This is a genomic window from Streptomyces collinus (genome assembly GCF_031348265.1).
Taxonomy (GTDB): Bacteria; Actinomycetota; Actinomycetes; order Streptomycetales; family Streptomycetaceae; genus Streptomyces; species Streptomyces collinus.
In genome coordinates this window covers 7,136,774-7,154,953 of record NZ_CP133771.1, presented here as the reverse complement: position 1 = coordinate 7,154,953, position 18,180 = coordinate 7,136,774, and the positions used below count along the sequence as shown (strand labels likewise).

The following is an 18,180-nucleotide window of genomic DNA, read 5'->3' as shown; positions in this document are numbered from 1 at the left end:
ATGGCGATGATCATGTCACGCCGGCGCCGGGCCCGGAGGGGCAGGTCCCTTCGCGGAGCGGGTTGGGCAGGGGCCGGTAGCGGGCGTCGGCGCCGTCCGCGCCCGTCCACCGCAGCAGCAGGTTGGTCTTCGCGGGGAGGGTCGGCGAGCTGAGCAGGGCGGGGATCTCCGGTAGGTCGTGGCGGGCCAGTTCGCGGCGGGCGGCGGGCCAGGGGTCGAAACCGGGGTGGCCTTCGGCGAGGGCGCCGGCGATCTCCATGAGGTGGTTGACGACCAGGCAGTACACGAGCCGCTCCCAGCCGGCCTCCCGCGACACGTCCGGCAGCAGTTTCACGCCTTCGGCGTCCCGGTACAGCGCCTGCACCGGCAGGCCGTCGACGTCCACGGCTACCAGGGTGTTCTGGAGGTGGGCCTCGATGACGACGCCGTGCTCGGCGAACGCCGTCAGCGCCGGGGGCACGACCTGGGCCAGGTAGGCCGCCCACCAGGCAGCGGGGTCGGGGGCCCCGTCGAGCGGGCTGCCGTCGAAGCCCTCGACCAGACCGGCGGCGAGCAGCGGGGTCGCGCCGGGCAGGAGGTGGTCGCCGAAGCCGTCGCGCACGAGGACGGCCAGGGCCTCGAAGGCGAAGTCGGCGGTGCGGTACCCGCGGTCGCCGAGCCAGGCCGGGGGCCCGTCGAGCGTCGCGAAGGCGGCGCGGACGGCCGCGTCCGTCCTGCGCAGGGCCAGCAGGTCGCGGCGCCACAGCCGGCGGATGTCGTTGGTGATGCGCACGTCCAGGCTGAACTTCAGGAACAGGTCGTGCCCTGGCGCGTAGAGCGTGCGGATCGCGGCCGTGGGCCAGGTGTCGAAGGTGGTGGTGCCGAGCCGGATCAGCCTGCCGTCGGCGAAGGCGGCGTCGAGTTCGGGGGCGGCCAGGTCGAGCTGCCAGGGGTGGGCCGGGAGCAGGCGGTAGCCGGGCGGGGCCGTGCCCAGGGCGTCGAGGGCGGTGGTGTCGCCCTCCTGGACGACGGTGTCCTCGCGCAGCCCGAGCAGGGCCATCGGGAAACGGGCGTACGCCTCGGGCGCGTACGGCAGCCAGCCGGTGGCGGGGCCGCCCCCGCGCGCCTTGGGGGCGGGGTGGTGGGTGTGGCCGGTGAGGAGGGACTGCTCGGAACGCTGGTAGAGGTCGCCGGGCGGGACGGCCCGGGCCCGGGCGGCGAGCAGGGCGGCCACGGCGTCCCGGCTGTCGAGCATCTCGGCGGGCAGTTCGTGGTTGGGCAGGCCGGTGTGCCGGCGCAGTTCCTCGGCGACGAGTTTGACCAGCTCGGTGTGGTCGAGGCGGTGCCAGGCGCCCGCGGCCTCGACCTCCGGTTCGGCGGGCCGCCGCGTTCCGCGCACCCGCAGCAGGCGGTCCCCGCCGGGCAGTCGGCAGACGCGGCGGTCGCCCTCCCGGCGCACCGGCCGGGCCACCTCCCGCAGCAGGCAGTTCAGCAGGGGCACGGCGGCATATGCGTCGGCGAGGTGCCCGGTGGCCGGGTCGTCACCGTGGGCCGAGTCGTCGTCGGCGGGCGGGGGCATGAGGTCCACGCGTTCCACTCGTCCCTACGGTCCTTCCAGCGTTCCGGGCGGAGATGATCAGTATGTCGGTCGTCGCCATTCCGCTGTGACGCCCCTATTCGTACCCGAGGAGCCCGCCCGTGCACCGTCCCCCCTCCGCCGAGACCGAGGTCGCCGACGAGCTGTCCGTCGTACGGCCCGGGCTGCTGCCGCGGTACGAGGCCGAACTGCCCGGCGCCCGGGCGGCCGTGCTGTCCCGGCTGTGGCGCGGTCTCGCCCACGATCCGCTGCCCTGGGTCACCCGTGGCGAACAGGACGGGGACGGTCTGACGCTGTCCCTGTCCGACGGCCGCCTGCTGCACGGCCCCCGGCCGGATCCCTACGCCACCGGCCCGTACGTCACCGCCGTACGGCTCGACGGGACGGCCTACGCGGATCCGGCGCGGCTGATGACCGACCTCGCCGTACCGCACTCCGCCTCCTTCGCCGTCGAACTCGGTCACAGTGTCGCCTCGTTGGCGCTGTCGAGAGCGGGGCAGGAGGGCGGCCGGGACGACTGGCCGGAGAGCGACTGGGAGTGGGAGCAGCGGATCACCGACGGGCATCCCTTCCATCCGACGTGCCGGTCCCGGCCCGGCTTCTCGGTGGCCGAGCAGCTGGCCTACGGGCCCGAGCACCGGCCGGTCGTGGAGCTGGGCTTGGTGCCGGTACGGGCCGAGGAGTGCCTGGTCACGGGCGTCTGGCCGCGGGAGCTGCGGGACGGGGAGCGGGTGGTGCTGCCGGTGCACCCGTGGCAGGCGGCGCACGTCCTGAAGCGGGTGTGCGAGGAACGGCGCCCCGCGCATCCGCTGATGTCCCTGCGGACGCTGGCCCTGCCCGGCGGGCCGCATGTGAAGACCTCGCTGAGCGCCCGGCTGACGTCCTCGGTGCGGGACATCTCGCTGCCCTCGGTGGCCGCGTCGGCGATGCTGTCGGACTTCGCCGCGACTCCGGCGGCGCGCACGGACGGCCTGCTGCACGTCACCCGCACCCTGGGCGCGGCGGCGGCCGGGTCCCCCGACTTCGCGGCCGTCCTGCGGGAGTCGCCGCAGACGTACGCGGGCGGCGGCGAGCGGGTCCTGCCGGTGGCGGCACTCGCCACCACCGCCCTCCCCCACTCCCCCGCCTGGCTGGCGGGTTTCGCCCGGCTCGCGCTGACCGTCGGACTGCGGCTGCTGGAGCTGGGCGTGGCCCTGGAGGCGCACGGCCAGAACCTCCTGGTGGTCCTGTCGGCGGCGGGCGATCCGCTGCGGCTGGTCTACCGCGACCTGGCCGACATCCGCGTCAGCCCGGCCCGCCTCGCCCGGCACGGCATCACGGTGCCAGAGCTGCCGGCCCGGATGGTCACGGACGACGAACGCGCGCTGCGCCGCAAGCTGTTCGGCTCGCTCGTGGCGGGCGCGCTGGCCGGCACGGCCGGGTCGGGCCCGGCGCTCGCGGCGGCCCTGGAGACGGCCGTGCGGGACCTGCCGCGCACCCCCGACCTCGCGGCACTGTGCACGGATCCCCTGCCCACGAAGGCACTGACGCTGATGCGGCTGTCGCCGCGGACACCCGGGGACCAGTGGGCGGAACTGGCCAATCCCCTTCGTTGAGACCCGTTTTGGAAGCGGAGCCGGATGATCAATAGGATCCGGCGATGATCACAAGAACACGGCTGGTGGCAGGGGTCTGTGCCCTGCTCGCCACGCTGACGGCCGGGCTCGCCTTCCCGGCCGGAGCGGCCGCCGGAGAACCCACGGGCCAGGACGCCCCCAAGGTCGACCTCGTCCTCGATGTGAGCGGCTCGATGCGCGCCCGGGACATCGACGGCCGGTCGCGGATGGCCGCCGCGAAGCAGGCGTTCAACGAGGTGCTCGACGCGACGCCCGAGGAGGTCGAACTCGGTATCCGCACCCTCGGCGCGAACTACCCCGGGGACGACCGCAAGACGGGCTGCAAGGACACGGCGCAGCTCTACCCCGTCGGCCCGCTCGACCGCACCGAGGCCAAGACGGCCGTCGCCACTCTCACCCCGACGGGCTGGACGCCGATCGGCCCGGCCCTGCTGAAGGCGGCGGGCGATCTGGACGGCGGCGACGGCTCCAAGCGCATCGTGCTGATCAGCGACGGCGAGGACACCTGCGCGCCCCTCGACCCGTGCGAAGTGGCCCGCGAGATAGCGGCCAAGGGCATCGGCCTGACCATCGACACCCTGGGCCTGGTGCCGACCGCCAAGCTGAGCCGGCAGCTGAGCTGCATCGCCGAGGCCACCGGCGGCACCTACACGTCGGTCGAGCACCAGGACGAACTCACCGACCGTGTGAACCAGTTGGTGGACCGGGCGGCCGATCCGGTGGTGACGCCGGTGCCGGCCAAGGGCGCCGACCGGTGCGCCGGGGCGCCGACGCTGAAGTCGGGACTGTACTCGGACCGCGAGGAGTTCGGGCAGCAGCGCTGGTACCGGGTGGACGTGCGGCCGGGGCAGGAGCTGCGCGCCTCGGTGAGCGTCGCGGCGGACCGGGCGGTGAACCCCGGCTACGGCGTGCTGATGCGGGCCGTGACGTCCAAGGGCCGCGAGATCGTACGCGGCGAGGCGGCGGGCAACGGCCGTACGGACGCGATCTCGACGGGCCTGCGCTATCCGAAGGCGGAGGGCGACGACGAGGACGCTCCCGCCGAGGTGGTCTGCCTCGGCGTCTCGCACTCCTTCTCGGCGGCCCCCGGCGTGAAGACCACGCCCGGACTGCCGCTGGAGCTGACCGTGGACGTGGTGGACGCTCCGAGCCAGGCCGGCGATGTGGCCGCCTTCGGCCTCGGCCGCGGCTGGTGGCTGCTCGGCGTGCTGATCCTCACCGGCTTCCTCGCCGGTCTCGTCTGGGGCTGGCTGTCGCGCTGGCGGGTCGCGGTCTGGAGGACCAACTGATGCGAATGGTACGAGTGTTGAGCGCGGCGTTGCTGACCCTCGGCCTGGCGGCCGCCCCGGCGGCGGCCGACGCCTCGCCGAGCCCGTCGCAGGACGGGGCGTCGGCTCGCACCCAGGCCGGTACGTCGTTCCGCACGGCGGCGGAGATCGAGCAGGGGCAGCCGGCCACGGCGAGCGGCTCCACCGGTGACTACCTGTACTGGTCGTTCCCCGCCGACACCGGGCAGCGCCCCACGGTCAAGGCGACGGTGAAGCTCCCGGAGAGCCACGCGTCCCAGACCTGGCAGATCGACGTCTACGACGGTCTGCGCCGCCGCCAGGCCTGCCGGTACGGGGCGCAGACGCGCACCGCGGCGGCGGACGTCTCCTCCGTGGAGCTGGCCTGTGTGCTGCGCACGGTCCGCGCCTGGTCGGAGCCCTGGGAGAACGACCCGCTGCCCGGCACCTACTACGTCCGGCTGACGGCCACCGGCGTCGCCACCGCCGACCTCGGTCTTCCCATCGGCAGCGAAGTGCGGGTGGACTCCCGCGACATCGGCGGATCCGCGGCGGTGGACGGCTCGCTCACCGAGCCGCTGGTGCCGGGCGTCGCCACGAAGCCCGGGCAGGAGCGGGAGGACGCCGCGGTGCCGGCCGGTCTCGAACCCAAGGACGGCTGGGCGTCCGGCTGGTGGTCGGACCGGTGGGTGTGGACCGCGGCCGGCGGGATCCTCGCCGCGCTCGCGGGGGTCGGCGGGTACGCGCTGACGCGCGGCAGTGGGCGGCCGTCCCGAGCCCCTGCCGCCTGACCGGCCCGCACCTGACCGGTCCTCACCTGCTCGATCTACGCCTGATCGGTTTCCAGAAGGCCCGCTGACCGCGGGCCTTCTGTCATGCCTCGCGCAGTGCCTTGGCGAGCGCACCCTCGCCGCTCACCTCGACCCGCCCCGCACGCACGGCATGGGCGAGGCTCAGCTCGCCGCGGGCGATGGCCGTGCACGTGGCCGTGTCCAGGGCCAGCCGGGCGTCCGGCTCCCCGGGGGCGGGCCCGTCGCCGTACACGGGCCCCTCCTCGGCACCGGCATGCAGATGGAACAAGCCTTCCTCCAGGCGGACTTCGACGAGCCCCTCCTCGTCCAGCAGACGCAGCAGGGGCAGGGCGAACCAGTGCGCCCGGACCGCGTCCGTCGGCCGGCGTTCCCCGAGCCCGGACCGCCCCCACTCCCCCAGCGCCTGTATCACCGGCAGCAACTCCCTCCCGCGCGGCGTGAGTTCGTACACGAAGGCCGCACCGGGCGGCGGCAGCCGGCGCCGGGTCGACAGGCCGTCGCGCTCCATGTCCTTCAGCCGCGAGGCGAGTACGTCGGTGCTGACGCCGGGCAGGTCCGCGTGCAGGTCGGTGTAGCGGCGGGGGCCGGCGAGGAGCTCCCGGACGATCAGCAGGGTCCAGCGGTCGCCGACGACATCGAGCGCACGGGCGGCGGAGCAGTACTGGTCGTAGCTTCGGCGAGGTGGCATGCGACGCAGTCTAGACAACTTGTTGGACTTTCCAAGCGCGTACTTGGTAAAACCAAGCAACACAGTTCGGCAGAGGAGAAGCGGCGCATGGAGTTCCGGCAGTCGAGCAAGCTCAGCGAGGTCTGTTACGAGATCCGCGGCCCGGTGATCGAGCAGGCCGACGCGCTGGAGGAGGCGGGCCACAGCGTGCTGCGCCTGAACACCGGCAATCCGGCGCTCTTCGGGTTCGAGGCTCCCGAGGAGATCCTCCAGGACATGATCCGGATGCTGCCGCAGGCCCACGGCTACACCGACTCGCGCGGCATCCTCTCCGCCCGCCGCGCGGTCGCCCAGCGCTACCAGACCCTCGGCCTGGAGGTCGGCGTCGACGACGTCTTCCTCGGCAACGGCGTCTCGGAGCTGGTGTCGATGGCCGTCCAGGCGCTCATCGAGGACGGCGACGAGATCCTGATCCCCGCCCCGGACTTCCCCCTGTGGACGGCGGTGACGACCCTCGCGGGCGGCAAGGCGGTCCACTACCTGTGCGACGAGCAGGCCGACTGGTATCCCGACCTCGACGACATGGAGTCGAAGATCACCGACCGGACGAAGGCGGTGGTGATCATCAACCCGAACAACCCGACCGGCGCCGTCTACCCCAAGGAGATCGTCGAGGGCATCCTCGGCCTCGCCCGGCGGCACGGCCTCATGGTCTTCGCCGACGAGATCTACGACCAGATCCTCTACGACGACGCCGTGCACCACTCGGCCGCCGCCCTCGCCCCCGACCTGGTGGTCCTCACCTTCTGCGGCCTGTCCAAGACCTACCGCGTGGCGGGCTTCCGCTCCGGCTGGCTGGTGGTCACGGGACCGCGGCAGCACGCCAAGGACTACCTGGAGGGCCTCACCATGCTGGCCTCCATGCGGCTGTGCGCCAACGCGCCCGCCCAGTACGCCATTCAGGCCGCGCTCGGCGGCCGGCAGTCCATCCGCGAGCTGACCACCCCGGGCGGCCGACTGCTGGAGCAGCGGAACGTCGCCTGGGAGAAGCTGAACGAGATCCCCGGCGTGACGTGCGTGAAGCCCAAGGGCGCGCTGTACGCGTTCCCGCGTCTCGACCCGAAGGTGCACAAGATCCACGACGACGAGAAGTTCGTCCTGGACCTGCTGCTGCGGGAGAAGATCCAGGTCGTGCAAGGCACGGGTTTCAACTGGCCGACCCCGGACCACTTCCGCATCCTGACCCTGCCGCAAGCGGACGACCTGGAGGCGGCGATCGGCCGGATCGGCCGGTTCCTCGGCGGGTACCGCCAGTAGACGCCGGGCGTTTTCCGCCGATCTGCGGGGACGACCGGAAAGGGTCTTTGAGCCGGACGGAGGCCGGGCGCGGGGCGTGAGCGCCGCGCAGAAGGGAACGTCGTCTTCGGTCCTTCCCCCAGGCAGGAGCGGAGACAAGTGATGACCACCACGCAAGGTGAAGCCCGGGTCGGCACACCACGGCCGGCGGACCTCCGGTTGCCGGGCATCGTGCTCGGGGTGGGCATGGGCGGGTTCGCCGACGGCATCCTGCTGCACCAGTTGCTGCAGTGGCACCACATGCTCTCCAGCACCAACCAGGACCGCATCGGGGTGAAGTACTACAACCCCCACACCGTCTCCGGTCTGGAGATGAACACCCTGTGGGACGGCGTCTTCCACACCGTGTGCTGGCTTTCGGTCCTCCTGGGGCTGGCCGTGCTGTACTCGCGGGTCACCCACGACCGGCGGCGGGTGTGGACCTCCCGGGTGCTGTGGGGCTGGATGCTCGTCGGCTGGGGCCTGTTCAACCTCGTGGAGGGCGTCCTGGACCACCACGTCCTCGGCATCCACCACGTCCACGCCGGGGAGGGCCAGATGTGGTGGGACATCGGCTTCCTCGTCCTGGGCGCCCTGCTGGTCGCCGTCGGCCACCTGCTCCAGCGCGGCGGCCGGTTCTTCGACCCCGGTGCGCCCGCCGACCGCAGTGCGGGCCGGCAGGGCTGATGGACCACCACCACCTGCCCGGGCACGGGCAGGACGCGGCCGGTGGCGCCCTGGACTGGCTGCCGCCCGCGCTCGTGCTGCTCGCCGCCGTTGGCGCCTACCTGCTGCTCGTGCGCAGGGCGCGCCACCGCAATCCGGCCCGCGGCTGGAGCCGGTGGCGGACCGGATTCTTCCTGGGCGGGATCGTCCTGCTCGGTGTCGCGCTGCTGCCGCCCGTGGCCCCCTTCGCCCACGAGGACTTCCGCGGGCACATGGCCCAGCACCTCCTCATCGGCATGTACGCGCCGCTCGCCCTGGTCCTGGCCGCCCCCGTCACACTCCTGCTGCGCACCCTGCCGGCGCCCTCCGGCCGACGGCTGACCGCGGTGCTGCACAGCCTGCCCGCCCGCGTGATCGCCCGCCCGGCGGTCGCGCTGGTCCTCTCCACGGGCAGCCTCGTGGTGCTGTACTTCACCCCCCTGTACAACGCCACCGCTACCAGCCCCGCCGCGCACTGGCTGCTGCACGCGCACTTCCTGCTCTCCGGATGCCTGTTCGCCCACGCCGTCGCCGGCCCCGACCCGGCCCCCGCCAGGCCGGGCGTCCGGGCCCGGCTGGTCTGCCTCGGCGTCGCGGTCGCCGCGCACGCCGTGATCTCCCAGTTGATGTACGCCGGCTTCCGGGTCTACATCCACGCGCCGGTCGACCAGGTGCAGGGCGGCGCGGAGATCATGTACTACGGCGGTGACCTGGCCGAGTTGCTGCTGGCCGCCGCGTTGGTCGCCACGTGGCGACCCGAACCCCGGCACGCGACGGGCCGTGGTGCGTGGCGGGGAGCCGTCCCGGCCCGCGATGTCAGTGGCGGGTCGTAGCCTTCGAGCAGGTGGGGCGAGGGGCCCCGGGACTGCCCGAGGCCGGAGAGGAGCACGCCGTGACCCGACCGCCGACCGCCGCGCAGCGGCGTGTCATCGACGCCGCCGACCCGGTGACCGGGCGGCTCCGGGGCACGGAGTCGCAGCTGACGGCACTGGTGAAGCGAGGGCTGGCCTTCCGGCACCCACGGCCGCCGCACGACCACTTCCTGACGCCCGAGGGGCACCGGGTACGGCAGGGCATCACGCCGGTGCCCGAGCCCGCCGGGCCCGGGGAGGCCCCCACGCCGACGGGCGTGTTCGCCGCACGCGTCGGCGGCGAGGAAACCGCCGCGGATGCCGGGCCCGCCCGGCGCCGTGAGGTGCACAGCGCCTGGCAGGGGCTGCTGGAGCTGCGCCGGATGACCAACCCCGGCGGGGGCACGGACCGGCCGTGCGGCTGGGAGCGTACGCATCTGGTGCGGGCCGCCGCGCTGGCTCTGGAGGCGGCCGGGCACGCTCCGGCGGGGCGGGAGGGCGAGGGCTACCGCGTGCGGGAGACCCCGCAGCCGGAGGCCGTCGCCGTGCACGAGCCGGACGGCGCGGCGCTCCGGGCCTGCGCGGCCACCCTGGAGGGGGCAGGCTGGCAGGTGAGCGAGCACCGAGAGCCGCGCACCGGGAACCGGTATCTGCTGGCTTCACCGCGCAGGGCGTGATGGGCATGCCAAGATCGGTGGATCGTTGTGCAGTGCACGAGAACCCGAAGGGGAAGCCGTGAGCGAGCCGTTTTCCGTCCCGGTGACCGTCCGTGGATACGAGACCGATGTCCAGGGGCACCTCAACCAGGCGGTCTACCTGAACTACGCGGAGCACGCCCGCTGGTCGCTGCTCCACGCCGCCGGGATCAGCCAGTCCGCCCTCATCGGAAGCGGCGTGGGTCCGGTCGCCCTGGAGACGACCATCCGCTACAAACGCGAGCTGCTCGCAGGTGACGAGGTCGAGGTGACCTGCGCGTTCGTATGGAGCGGCGGCAAGACGTTCCGGATCGAGCAGAGCGTCCTGAAGGCGGACGGCTCGGTGGCCGCGGAGATCACGGCGGTCGGCGGGATCCTGGACCTGGAGAAGCGCAAGCTGGTCGCCGATCCCGCCGAGGTCTTCAAGAAGCTGGCGTCGGACCCGGGGCTGTTCGGGCTCTCGTAGGGCCGTGGGCCGGATCACCGGCGGGCGGTCGCGCGGCGCGGGACGGTCAGCGCACGCCGCGTTCCTCCAGAGCCGCTCTCAGGCTGCGCAGGGCGTAGTAGACGCGGGACTTCACCGTGCCCTGGGGGACGCCCAGCGCCGTGGCCGCCTGATGCGTGGTGCGGTCGGCGAAGAAGGTGGCCTCCAGGGCCTCGCGGTGTGCCGGCGTCAGGGCCCGGAGGGCCTCGTGCAGGACGATGGACGACAGCATCCGTTCGATGTCGTCGGCGTCGCTGCCCAGTTCGGTCAGCCAGTCGGCGCCGCCTATCTCCTGCGGGCGGGCCGCCTTCGTCCGGTGTGCGTCGATCACGATGTTGCGGGCGATGCGGAACATCCAGGGGCGTACGGCCATGCCCTCGGCGTCGGCGAGCGTCTGCTTGTTCCAGCAGCGCAGCAGCGTCTCCTGGAGGACGTCCTCCGTGCGGTGGGTGTCCCCGCCCAGCATGCGCAGCACGTACGAGTAGAGGGCGGGGCCGTGCTCCAGGTAGAGGTTCCTCAGCGCCCGTTCCTCGGGCGACACGGCGCTCGCGGACCCGATCACCGTCACGTTCATGGTGTGCTCCTGCTCCTGCTCCTTGGGGCGGCCCGCCCAGCCGTGGCGGCTGGAACCGGGGCCTCCGGTGGAACGGAGTGTGGTCAGGGGCGTTCCACGCTCGTTTGACGCTCATTTGACGCTCGGTCCACGCCTCGTACATCGCCCGCCCGGTCACACGCAGGCCGACAGCGACTCCACCTGGGCGCGCACCCGGCGGGCCAGCCGTTCGTCGGCCGGCGCGAGGCGGCCGAGGCCGCGCAACCGGTTCCACATGTGCAGCAGTTCGCTGCCATGGATGACCGCCGCCCTGCCGTCCTCCAGCCGCTGCCAGGCGGCCGCCGCCCGTGCGATCGCCGCCGGGGCCCCCGGGTCGGCGGCGCCGCACAGGATGCGGGCCACCGAGAGGGCCAGTACGGTCGCCTCCCTGTGGTCCCCGCGCAGGTGTGCCAGATACGCCTCCATGGCCCGTGCCTCCAGCGCGTTCGGGTGCTCCGTGCCCGCCGACCGCGTCAGTGCCTCGCGCAGGGCGGTCGCCTCGGCGGACGCCTCCTCGATCCGGCCGGCGGCCGTCAGCGCGTTGATGTGCGCCACCCGGTCAGCGAGTTCCGGCGCAAGGGGGCGGGACGGCTGCGGAGGCGGGACGGGTCCGGGAGGAGCCGTCGCCGCGGCCCGGGCCCGGGCGACCGCCGCGGCGACGGCAGAGACGGGAGTGGGAGTGGGAGCGGGGGCGGGGGCGGGAGCCGGCGGCGGTTCGGGGGCGTGGCCCGGCGGTGGTCCGGGGGCGTGGCCCGTCGTGTCCGTCCGCTCCGCCGGGTCGAGGAGGCGGCTGGAGCCGTCGGGTGCCACCTGAAGCACGAAGTGAGCCCCTGCGGGGCCGTCGTTCACCGTGGCCTCGACCGCGGCGCCGCGCTCCTGCGCGTGGCGTTGCAGACGGTCCAGCACGGCCTCGTGCACCGAACCGTCCTTTTCGACGGCCAGGAGCTCGCCGTTGATCTCGGCGAGTCCCTCACCCGGGATGCGCACCGCGAAGTGGGTCATGGCTGCGAGTCCTCCTGATGCTCAAGTGCCGGAAGCGGCGGACGCGGACGGGGAAGACGTGGGGTCCGGGTCCGTTCCCCGGGTGACGCCCGGGCTGACTCCGGGGGTGACGCCAGGGGTTACTCCGGGGGTGACGCCCGGGGTTACTCCGGGGGTGGCACCGGGGGGCGGGGCTGCCACACCCGCGTACTTGGCGAACTGGGCCCGGACGGCGAGGACGTAGCCCTGTGCCTCGTTCGTCTGCGGCACCCCCTTGGCCGCGCGCACGGCGTCCATCCCCACGTGGTAGCCGGCCAGCGCGAGGTCCAGGACGCTGCCGGTGGCCTCGTTCGCGTCGATCATCCGCTGGGCCTGACCGGCCAGATCACACAGATGACGGCCCTGCGCCATGATCGAGTCCTCGGCGTCGAACGCCGAGGTCTCGTCGTTGTCGTCGTCGTCCTCGCCGTACTTCTCGAAGACCGCGGGCGGCAGTTGGGAGATGCCCTCCTCGCCGTTCTCGCCGACCAGGTCCCGGTTGAAGCCGGACTCCCGCTCGATCTGCGAGGCGATGACGACCGGGCCGATCGTCCCGCACAGGTCACCGGCCTCCTCGATCGGGTCCACGAGATCCTCCGGCACCGTCGAGGTGTCCAGTTCGCCGCCGCCGTCGCCGTTGAAGACGGCGATCACCTCGTCCGCGTCGTCCGCACCGGCGGAACCGTCTCCGCCTCCGCCCGAGAACAGCAGGATCAGCGCGATGAGCGGCGCCAGCAGGACCCCGAACCCGCCGATGATGATGATCACGACCAGGGTGCCGAGCAGCGCGAGCGGCGACAGCAGGCAGCCGCAGCCGGTACCGGCGGCGATGGTGTTCCGGACGGCGGTGGAGGTCCCGCCCTCCCCGCTTTCTCCCGTGCCCGCGCTCATGTGGGCCCGCCTTCTTCCTCTTGCCTTGAACCGCGACGGCTGGACGGCCCGTTGTGCTGTCGACGGGCTCGGGAGATCGAAACGGGCCCGGGAGCAATTCAGTTCAAACCCGTGGACATCAGATGATCCAGCACAGCCGAAGCGCGAGCGGAGAAGGAGGGCTGACCGCACATGAGCACTCCTGAGGCGACGCCGCCGTCGAACCCGCAGTCATGGGTCCGGGGGCCGAAGCCCGGACGGCCGGCGGCCCCCGGCGGTGGTACCTCCGGCACGGGCACCCCGCCGAGCGCGGGACAGGGCCCGGCCCTCTCGACGGGTCGCGCCCCCACGACGCCTCCGAACGCCGCGCGGACGCCCGGCCCGAGCCCCGCGTCCGGGCCGGGCCCCGCGTCCGGCCCGGGCCCCTTGCCGGGGCCTGGCACGGGGCCGGGCACAGCGTCGGGGCCGAGCACAGGGCCGAGGTCGGGCACAGCGCCCGGGCCGAGCACAGGGCCGAGGTCGGGCACAGGGCCGGCGCCTGACACGGGGCCGGCGCCTGGCACAAGGCCGCGGCCAGGCACAAGGCCGGCGCCGGGCACAAGGCCGGGGCAGGGGCAGGCCGCCCGAAAGGGCTCTGCCGTCTCCGCCCTCCGGACCCCGCCCCCGTCCCCCGGTGGCGGCGAGGCTCCCTGGGACGAGCCGGTGCGGCGCACCCCGGTGCGCCGGAGGTCACGGGACGAGATCGGGTGGGTCAAGGCCCACGGCGGGGCCGGCGCCACCTCGCTCGCCGAGGCGCTCGGCGGGGTCGACGTGGGTGCGCGCTGGCCGGATCCCGCGCGGGGCGAGCCGCGCCGGATCATGCTGGTCGGCCGGACGAGTATGCGCGGACTGGGCGCCGTGTCCCGGGCGTTGGGCGCGCTGCGGGACGGCAAGGCCCCGCAGGGGGTCGACCTGCTGGGTGTCGTCCTCGTCGCCGACGCCCCCGGGCGGCTCCCGCTCGGTCTGCTGCGCCGCGTCCGGGTCGTCCGCTCGGTCGCGCGCGTGCAGCGCGTGCCGTGGATCCCGGCCTGGCGCGTGGGCGGTCAGCCCGCGCGCCTGCCCCGGCAACTCAGCGTGCTCGCCGACCTGGTGGGCGCCGACGGTGAAGGAACCGAAGCATGACGTCCCCCCTCACGGGCCTCGCCCTGCCCTTCGACGGGCGGCTCGCCGCCTACAGCCCGACCCCCGACGCCGCCGCCATCCTCGGGATCCTCGCCTGGTGCGCCTCGGCAGCGGGGGTCGCCGGCCTGCTCATCGTCGGCATGCAGATGGCGATCCAGCTGCGGCGCGGCGAACCGGGCGAGGGTGGCACGTACTTCCGCGGCTTCTTCTTCGTCACCCTCGCCTGCCTGCTCGCCACGACAGCCGGCCCGATCGTCGCGTTCCTCGGTGATCTGTCCCTCCACTGAGGGCCGGGCACCTCCTCCGCACCACCCACCTCACCCGCTCCCCGCGCCCGCCGCTGACGCGCGGCGCCGACCACCCGGAGATCCCATGTCCCTGCTCCACGAAGCCACCACCCTGCTCGCCGCCGGTGTCCCTCAGCCGAAGAGCAACGCCCCCGGCGCACTCACCAGCAAGGTCAACACCGTGCTCGGCATAGCCGCCTGGGCCGGCACCGCCGCCGGCGTCGCCGGAGTGCTGATCACCGGCACGATGATGGCCATCTCGCTCAAGCGCGGTGAGAGCTCCGAGCACATGAGCCGTCTGGGCATGGTGCTCGGCGGCTGCGTCCTGGTCGCCACGGCGGGCCCGCTGGTCGGCTTCGTCTTCAAATGAGTTCGGGCGACGGGACGATCGAGATGTTCACAAGCAGGGAATACCGGGAGCCACGCCGGTACCGGTCCGATCCGTCGGAACCGTACTGGAAGCAGCGCGGCTGGCAGGTGTCGGCGGCGTTCCTCGGCGTCGTCGTGCTGCTGAGCGGGATCGTCGCCCTGACGGCGGGCCGGGGCACCGCGGACGACGGCGCGAGCGCCCCGCCGTCGAAGGGGCCGCTGTCCGGCACCCCGGCCATGAAGGACGGCCGGCCCGACGGTTGCCGCACCGACGACAGCCGCGGCGGCGTCATGCCCACGTCTCCGCCGGACGACGTCGACTGGCGCGCCCTCGGTGTCGCGCGCGTGCCCGTCTCGGCGTCGGCCGGTCCGACCCTGACCCAGGGTCCCGTGTGGTGGTGTTTCGCGCACACACCGGCCGGGGCCGTGCTGGCCGCCCACATCATTCCCTCGCACATGAGCGGACCCGACTGGCGGACGATCGTGCAGGAGCAGGTCGTGGCCGGCCCGGGCCGGGACCTGTTCGTCTTCAAGCGGTCCACCGTCCGGGACGACGCCCCGGGCGGCACGCGGGACACCGGCTCCTCTTCCGGCTCCCGCCGGGACGCCGGGTCCGGCAGCTCGTCCGCCGCGTCCTACGCCGGATTCTCGGTGCCCGCGTACTCCGGCGCGGCGGCGACCGTGGAGCTGCTGCTCAAAACCGGTCAGGGCTACGCCACGACCTCCGTCGCCCTGCGCTGGAGCGGCGGCGACTGGAAGGTGCAGCCCTCCGACAACGGTGCCCTGCACACGCCGGTGAAGGCGGTCCAGGGGACCAACGGCCATCTCCTCTGGGGGGTTTGACATGGCGTGTCCGACCGGCAATCCCATCGTCGACATCGCGGTCGGATTCTTCAGCTTCCTCGGCGACCCCATCGGGACCATCGTCGAAGGCGTGGCGAACGCCGTACTCGCGGGCGCCATCGCGGTGTTCGGGGCGCTGACCACCGGCATCCCGACCCTCTCGGGGACCACCACCGCCCGCGACATCAACAGCCAGACCCAGTGGATCGTGGTGTACCTGGCGGTCGGCTCGCTGCTGTTCGCGTCCGCCCGGATGGCGATCGAGCGGCGCGGGACGGCCGGCACCACCGCGCTGAAGGGCATCATGCGGGTCGTCCTGGTCTCGGGTGCCGCCACCACCGTGGTCACGGCCGCCGCCGCCCTCTCCGACGACTACTCCACCTACCTGTTCAACGCGGGTGCGGAGAAGCAGCTGAGCGCCGTGGGCGCCTGCTCCGACGGCAACGGCATCGAGGCCTTCCTGCTGCTGGTCCTCGCCTTCCTGCTGCTGATCGCCGGGATCATCCACACGATCCTGCTCTACATCCGGCTCGGTGTCATGATCCTGTTGCTGGGCACCCTTCCGCTGGCCGCCGCCGCGTCGATGACGGACTGGGGCGGCGGCTGGTGGCGCAAGCACCTCGGCTGGATGATCGCCTGGCTGTTGTACAAACCGGCGGCCGGGCTGGTGCTGTACGCGGGTTCGGCCATGATCAGCTCGGGCCGGGACGGCGGCAGCGACATCAACGAACGCATCGCCGGCATCGGCGTGATGCTGTTGTCCGCCGTCGCCCTGCCCGCCCTGCTGAAGCTCGTCGTGCCCGCCACCGCCGCACTCGGCGGGGCGTCCGCGATGTCCGGGGCGATGTCCACGGTCGGCGGGTCCCTGGCGTCCGGTGCCCGTTCGCTCGGCTCCAGCGGCGGCAGCGGCGGGCAGAGCGGTCCGCGCGGCGCGTCGGGGGCGTCCGGTTCGGGCGGCTCGGGCGGATCGCAGGGCTCGGGCGGGACGTCCGGCGCGCCGGGCGCGCCCGGTCCCGGCGGCGCGGGACGCCCGGGCGCCTCGGGCGCAGGAGCGGGCGGCGGGAGCGGGGCGGCCGCGGGCGCGGGCCGGGCGGCCGCGGCGGCGGGCGGTCCGGTCGGTGTCGCCGTCGGGGCGGCGGTGACGGCGGCACAGATCGCCGGCCGCACCGCATCCGGCTCGCTGGAGGGAGCGGACCCGGACAAGGGGCACAACACCTGACCCTGCGGCCCGGACGGTCCGACGTCCCTGCCGAACTGTCCGTCCCCTCGCACCCCGAACGGCCGCCGGGCTCCCGATCCCCCCGCGGAGCCCGGCGGCCCCTCCCTCCTTCGCCGTGCCGCCCGTGCCCCGGCCCGTCACCCCACCACTCCAGTGCCTCCACGAAGGGAAAACGGACCCTCATGTCCACGGAAGCCGTCACCCACCCGACCTACGGGAACTGGCGCCGCCCCCGGCGTCCCGGGCTCGGCCCGCTCGGGCTCGTCGGCACCTTCGGTGTCTTCGGCGGGCTCGTCCTCACGCTGCTCGCGTCCCTGATCTCGCTGTACGCGGCGATGGTGGTGTTCACCCCCATCGCGGTGCTGCTGGTCCCGCTCGCCGTCCGCACCCAGGACGGCCGCAACGTCTACCAGCTGATGGCCCTGCGCATCGGCTGGCGGCGGCGCAAAGCCAAGGGGGCGCACCTGTACGTCTCCGGGCCGCTGTCCGCCCGGCCCGGCGGCCGGTTCCGTCCGCCGGGGCTGCTCAACAAGGTGGACGCGACCGAGGGCCGGGACGCCTACGACCGCCCCTTCGGCGTGCTGCACCACCCGAGCCGCAACCTCTACACGATCGTGCTGGGCTGCGACCCCGACGGCGGTGCGCTCGTCGACCCCGACCAGGTGGACGTCTGGGTCGCCCTGTGGGGCGAGTGGCTGGCCCGGCTGGCCCACGAGCCCGGGCTGCGCGGCGCGTCGGTGATCGTGGAGACCGCCCCCGACCCCGGCACCCGGCTCGCCCACGAGGTGCTGCCCCGCATCCGGGCGAACGCGCCGGCCGCGGCCCGGGCCGTGATGGAGGAGGTCGTCGAGCGGTACCCCACCGCGTCCTCCGAGATGCACACGTACGTCAGCCTCACCTACGGCGTGCCCGCCAACCAGCGCCGGAAGAAGGAGGACGTGATCACGGACCTCGCCATCCGCATCCCCGGTCTGCTCAGCGGTCTGGTGGCAGCCGGCGGCGGAGCGGCCTACCCGCTGTCGGCGGAACGGATCGCGGAGGTCGTACGGGTGGCCTACGACCCGGCGGTCGCCGCCGACGTCCTCGACGCCCGGGCCCGGCACGGCGGCACGGGCCTGGAGTGGGAGGACGCCGGTCCCGCCGCCGCCGTCGAGACCGTGGGCAGCTACCAGCACGACTCGGGGGTCTCCCGGACCTGGCTGATGACGCTCGCGCCGCGCGGCACCGTCCGGTCCTCGGTGCTGCGGGGCATGCTGGAGGCGGCGCCCGGCACCCGGCGCAAGCGGATCGCTCTCGTGTACCGGCCGATCGACCCGGCCACCTCGGCCCGGATCGTCGAGGCGGACCGGCGCAGCGCCCAGTTCATGGCGACGTCGGGCCGGGGCATGGTGCAGGCCCGCGCGGCCTCGGAGATGCGGGCGGCGGAGCAGACCGCGGCCGAGGAGGCGTCGGGCGCGGGGCTCGTGGAGTTCTCGCTCATGCTGACGGTCACCGTCGACACCATGGAGCAGCTCGCCGACGCGAGCGTCACCGTGCGCAATCTGACGGCGGCCTCCCGGGTGCTGATGCGGCCCGCGGACCGGATGCAGGCGGCGGCGTTCAGCTGCACACTGCCCGCCGGGATCCTTCCGTGGGAGCAGACCCTGATCCCCCACGAACTGCAGGAGGCGCTGTGAGCCGGCGCGAGGAGAAGCGGGCCGAACAGGCCGACCGGCTGGCCGAGTTGCAGGCGCGCGAGGAACTGGGCGCGTTGCGCGCCGGAGCGGGTGCCGCCCGGCCGGTCGAGCCCGGG

At 73.7% G+C, this 18,180-nt stretch carries 19 protein-coding genes; 14 read left to right on the top strand and 5 right to left on the bottom strand.

Annotated elements, in window-relative coordinates; genetic code table 11:
- Positions 1–10 precede the first annotated feature (10 nt).
- A complete protein-coding gene (locus RFN52_RS32350; RefSeq protein ID WP_374050189.1) occupies positions 11–1,576 on the bottom strand; it encodes an IucA/IucC family protein in 1,566 nt (521 codons plus the stop codon).
- A gap of 101 nt (positions 1,577–1,677) precedes the next feature.
- Here RFN52_RS32350 and RFN52_RS32345 point away from each other — a divergent pair, with 101 nt between their 5' ends.
- Genes RFN52_RS32345 through RFN52_RS32335 form a run of 3 tightly spaced genes read left to right on the top strand, consistent with a single transcriptional unit; the run spans position 1,678 to position 5,269 of the window.
- Entirely contained in the window at positions 1,678–3,171 is a 1,494-nt protein-coding gene (locus tag RFN52_RS32345; protein WP_184851572.1) for an IucA/IucC family protein, read from the top strand.
- Between the two features lie 44 nt (positions 3,172–3,215).
- The gene (locus tag RFN52_RS32340) at positions 3,216–4,481 is read left to right on the top strand and encodes a VWA domain-containing protein (RefSeq protein ID WP_184851570.1); all 1,266 of its coding nucleotides are present in this window, start codon (positions 3,216–3,218) and stop codon (positions 4,479–4,481) included.
- Positions 4,481–5,269 carry a hypothetical protein gene (locus RFN52_RS32335; RefSeq protein ID WP_184851568.1) on the top strand — a complete coding sequence of 263 codons (789 nt, stop codon included), beginning with the start codon at positions 4,481–4,483 and terminating at the stop codon, positions 5,267–5,269. The genes RFN52_RS32340 and RFN52_RS32335 overlap by 1 nt, the downstream gene beginning before the upstream one ends.
- An 82-nt stretch (positions 5,270–5,351) precedes the next feature.
- Here the strand turns inward: RFN52_RS32335 and RFN52_RS32330 are convergent, their stop codons facing one another.
- Positions 5,352–5,978 carry a winged helix-turn-helix transcriptional regulator gene (locus RFN52_RS32330; RefSeq protein ID WP_184851566.1) on the bottom strand — a complete coding sequence of 209 codons (627 nt, stop codon included), beginning with the start codon at positions 5,976–5,978 and terminating at the stop codon, positions 5,352–5,354.
- 87 nt (positions 5,979–6,065) lie between these two features.
- Here RFN52_RS32330 and RFN52_RS32325 point away from each other — a divergent pair, with 87 nt between their 5' ends.
- From RFN52_RS32325 to RFN52_RS32305, 5 genes are all read left to right on the top strand, one after another.
- The gene (locus tag RFN52_RS32325; protein ID WP_184851564.1) at positions 6,066–7,274 is read left to right on the top strand and encodes a pyridoxal phosphate-dependent aminotransferase; all 1,209 of its coding nucleotides are present in this window, start codon (positions 6,066–6,068) and stop codon (positions 7,272–7,274) included.
- A 141-nt stretch (positions 7,275–7,415) separates the two neighbouring features.
- Positions 7,416–7,979 carry a DUF2243 domain-containing protein gene (locus RFN52_RS32320; RefSeq protein ID WP_184851562.1) on the top strand — a complete coding sequence of 188 codons (564 nt, stop codon included), beginning with the start codon at positions 7,416–7,418 and terminating at the stop codon, positions 7,977–7,979.
- Positions 7,979–8,830, top strand: coding sequence for a cytochrome c oxidase assembly protein (locus RFN52_RS32315; protein WP_184851560.1), 852 nt, complete (start codon positions 7,979–7,981; stop codon positions 8,828–8,830). Before RFN52_RS32320 ends, RFN52_RS32315 begins: the two co-directional genes overlap by 1 nt.
- A gap of 59 nt (positions 8,831–8,889) precedes the next feature.
- On the top strand, positions 8,890–9,525 hold the full coding sequence (locus RFN52_RS32310; RefSeq protein WP_184851558.1) for a hypothetical protein: 636 nt from the start codon (positions 8,890–8,892) through the stop codon (positions 9,523–9,525).
- Between the two features lie 58 nt (positions 9,526–9,583).
- Positions 9,584–10,009, top strand: a complete 426-nt coding sequence (locus RFN52_RS32305; RefSeq protein ID WP_184851556.1) for an acyl-CoA thioesterase — start codon at positions 9,584–9,586, stop codon at positions 10,007–10,009.
- Between the two features lie 46 nt (positions 10,010–10,055).
- Here the strand turns inward: RFN52_RS32305 and RFN52_RS32300 are convergent, their stop codons facing one another.
- The 3 genes from RFN52_RS32300 to RFN52_RS32290 form a co-directional block, all read right to left on the bottom strand.
- Entirely contained in the window at positions 10,056–10,601 is a 546-nt protein-coding gene (locus RFN52_RS32300; RefSeq protein WP_184851554.1) for a sigma-70 family RNA polymerase sigma factor, read from the bottom strand.
- Between the two features lie 153 nt (positions 10,602–10,754).
- Positions 10,755–11,621: a hypothetical protein gene (locus tag RFN52_RS32295; protein ID WP_184851552.1), complete on the bottom strand. Its 867-nt coding sequence runs from the start codon at positions 11,619–11,621 to the stop codon at positions 10,755–10,757.
- 21 nt (positions 11,622–11,642) lie between these two features.
- On the bottom strand, positions 11,643–12,530 hold the full coding sequence (locus tag RFN52_RS32290) for a lytic transglycosylase domain-containing protein (protein ID WP_184851550.1): 888 nt from the start codon (positions 12,528–12,530) through the stop codon (positions 11,643–11,645).
- 681 nt (positions 12,531–13,211) lie between these two features.
- Between RFN52_RS32290 and RFN52_RS32285 the strand changes: the two genes are divergently transcribed.
- The 6 genes from RFN52_RS32285 (at position 13,212) to RFN52_RS32260 (ending at position 18,064) form a co-directional block, all read left to right on the top strand.
- Positions 13,212–13,670: a hypothetical protein gene (locus RFN52_RS32285; protein WP_184851548.1), complete on the top strand. Its 459-nt coding sequence runs from the start codon at positions 13,212–13,214 to the stop codon at positions 13,668–13,670.
- Complete coding sequence (locus tag RFN52_RS32280) at positions 13,667–13,957, top strand: hypothetical protein (protein WP_184851546.1); 291 nt, start codon at positions 13,667–13,669, stop codon at positions 13,955–13,957. Before RFN52_RS32285 ends, RFN52_RS32280 begins: the two co-directional genes overlap by 4 nt.
- Before the next feature lie 85 nt (positions 13,958–14,042).
- Positions 14,043–14,327 (top strand): hypothetical protein, encoded by a 285-nt coding sequence (locus RFN52_RS32275; RefSeq protein WP_184851544.1) that lies wholly within the window; start codon positions 14,043–14,045, stop codon positions 14,325–14,327.
- A gap of 23 nt (positions 14,328–14,350) precedes the next feature.
- A complete protein-coding gene (locus RFN52_RS32270; RefSeq protein ID WP_184851542.1) occupies positions 14,351–15,169 on the top strand; it encodes a DUF8175 domain-containg protein in 819 nt (272 codons plus the stop codon).
- 1 nt (position 15,170) lies between these two features.
- Complete coding sequence (locus tag RFN52_RS32265) at positions 15,171–16,388, top strand: hypothetical protein (protein ID WP_184851540.1); 1,218 nt, start codon at positions 15,171–15,173, stop codon at positions 16,386–16,388.
- Positions 16,389–16,570: 182 nt separating this feature from the next.
- Positions 16,571–18,064: an SCO6880 family protein gene (locus RFN52_RS32260; RefSeq protein WP_184851538.1), complete on the top strand. Its 1,494-nt coding sequence runs from the start codon at positions 16,571–16,573 to the stop codon at positions 18,062–18,064.
- Positions 18,065–18,180: the final 116 nt, after the last annotated feature.

What these genes read in the sequence shown, in the direction of transcription:
- RFN52_RS32300 (WP_184851554.1), bottom strand. Translation starts at nt 10,601, where the DNA reads ATGAACGTGACGGTGATCGGGTCCGCGAGCGCCGTGTCGCCCGAGGAA.
- RFN52_RS32335 (WP_184851568.1), top strand. Translation starts at nt 4,481, where the DNA reads ATGCGAATGGTACGAGTGTTGAGCGCGGCGTTGCTGACCCTCGGCCTG.
- RFN52_RS32280 (WP_184851546.1), top strand. Translation starts at nt 13,667, where the DNA reads ATGACGTCCCCCCTCACGGGCCTCGCCCTGCCCTTCGACGGGCGGCTC.
- RFN52_RS32340 (WP_184851570.1), top strand. Translation starts at nt 3,216, where the DNA reads ATGATCACAAGAACACGGCTGGTGGCAGGGGTCTGTGCCCTGCTCGCC.
- RFN52_RS32265 (WP_184851540.1), top strand. Translation starts at nt 15,171, where the DNA reads ATGGCGTGTCCGACCGGCAATCCCATCGTCGACATCGCGGTCGGATTC.
- RFN52_RS32315 (WP_184851560.1), top strand. Translation starts at nt 7,979, where the DNA reads ATGGACCACCACCACCTGCCCGGGCACGGGCAGGACGCGGCCGGTGGC.
- RFN52_RS32290 (WP_184851550.1), bottom strand. Translation starts at nt 12,530, where the DNA reads ATGAGCGCGGGCACGGGAGAAAGCGGGGAGGGCGGGACCTCCACCGCC.
- RFN52_RS32325 (WP_184851564.1), top strand. Translation starts at nt 6,066, where the DNA reads ATGGAGTTCCGGCAGTCGAGCAAGCTCAGCGAGGTCTGTTACGAGATC.
- RFN52_RS32270 (WP_184851542.1), top strand. Translation starts at nt 14,351, where the DNA reads ATGTTCACAAGCAGGGAATACCGGGAGCCACGCCGGTACCGGTCCGAT.
- RFN52_RS32330 (WP_184851566.1), bottom strand. Translation starts at nt 5,978, where the DNA reads ATGCCACCTCGCCGAAGCTACGACCAGTACTGCTCCGCCGCCCGTGCG.
- RFN52_RS32320 (WP_184851562.1), top strand. Translation starts at nt 7,416, where the DNA reads ATGACCACCACGCAAGGTGAAGCCCGGGTCGGCACACCACGGCCGGCG.
- RFN52_RS32295 (WP_184851552.1), bottom strand. Translation starts at nt 11,621, where the DNA reads ATGACCCACTTCGCGGTGCGCATCCCGGGTGAGGGACTCGCCGAGATC.
- RFN52_RS32275 (WP_184851544.1), top strand. Translation starts at nt 14,043, where the DNA reads ATGTCCCTGCTCCACGAAGCCACCACCCTGCTCGCCGCCGGTGTCCCT.
- RFN52_RS32260 (WP_184851538.1), top strand. Translation starts at nt 16,571, where the DNA reads ATGTCCACGGAAGCCGTCACCCACCCGACCTACGGGAACTGGCGCCGC.